Here is a 963-nt window from a genome sequence, read left to right as displayed (position 1 = left end):
GGCGGTGTGTGGGTGGTGTCCAAGACCAAGAACGCTGTGGGTCGGTTGAATTATCCTTCCAGGGTGCTTGATGGTGCCGTGACGCCTGCGTCTACCACCTTTGATGTCCTTCAGCATGCGGGCGAGGTGTTCGTTGATGACGAGACTGGGTCGACGTTGAACCAGGTGTCGCCGGCGAATATGCGCTTGGGTGGGGATAAGCAGTTGCCGGGCTCGGCTGATGTGAGTTTCGGGGCGCGGACCATTTCGGTGACGGATGCTGCTTCGGGGAAGGTGTGGGCGGTGTCGCCGTCGACGGTGAATGGTTTTGACCAGGAGGCGTCGGAGCCGGTGATGGTGGGTTCTGAGGGGATTGTGTCGGCGGTTGGTTCTGATGACCGGATTTATTCGGCGGATCCGAAGACCGGGGTTGTGACGGTGACGGGTGTTGATGCCAATGGTGCGGTGACGTCGTCGGAGTCCAGTACTTGGGATGGGCTCAAGGGTGCCGGGGATCTGCAGATGACCGTGGTGGGGGACCAGCCGGTGGTGTTGGATGCTGCGGCGGGGAAGCTGTTCCTGCCTGGTGGTAAGCGGTTGGCGTTGGAGAATGCCCGGGATGCGAAGTTGCAGCAGGCCGGGCCGGAGAGCGATTTTGTGGCGGTGGCGACGCGGAAGGCGTTGTTGAAGCAGCCTCTTGACGGGGGGACGGCCAAGACGGTGGCGTTCGACGGCGAGGGCGTCCCGGCTGCGCCGGTGCAGTTGGGCGGGTGCGTGCATGCGGCGTGGTCGGGTGCGAACAAGTACGTGCGGGATTGCGTCAACGATGGTGATGACAAGAAGGTGGACGTGCCCAAGGCGAGTGCGTCGCCGTCGTATGTGTTCCGGGTGAACCGGGACCTGGTGGTCCTGAACGATGTGAACTCCGGCAACGTGTGGCTCGTGAACCAGAACATGCAGCTGGTCAACAACTGGGACGACGTC

General features: G+C 62.4%; 1 pseudogene. It reads left to right on the top strand.

Annotated elements, in window-relative coordinates:
- Window positions 1-963, top strand: a pseudogene (locus tag RM50_RS20025) (Ig-like domain-containing protein); the annotation flags it as partial.

Origin of the sequence: Pseudarthrobacter phenanthrenivorans, assembly GCF_000813845.1 — a bacterium.
Taxonomy (GTDB): Bacteria; Actinomycetota; Actinomycetes; order Actinomycetales; family Micrococcaceae; genus Arthrobacter; species Arthrobacter phenanthrenivorans_B.
The sequence above is the reverse complement of the archived record's forward strand: the minus strand, read 5'-3'. Positions and strand labels throughout refer to the sequence as shown.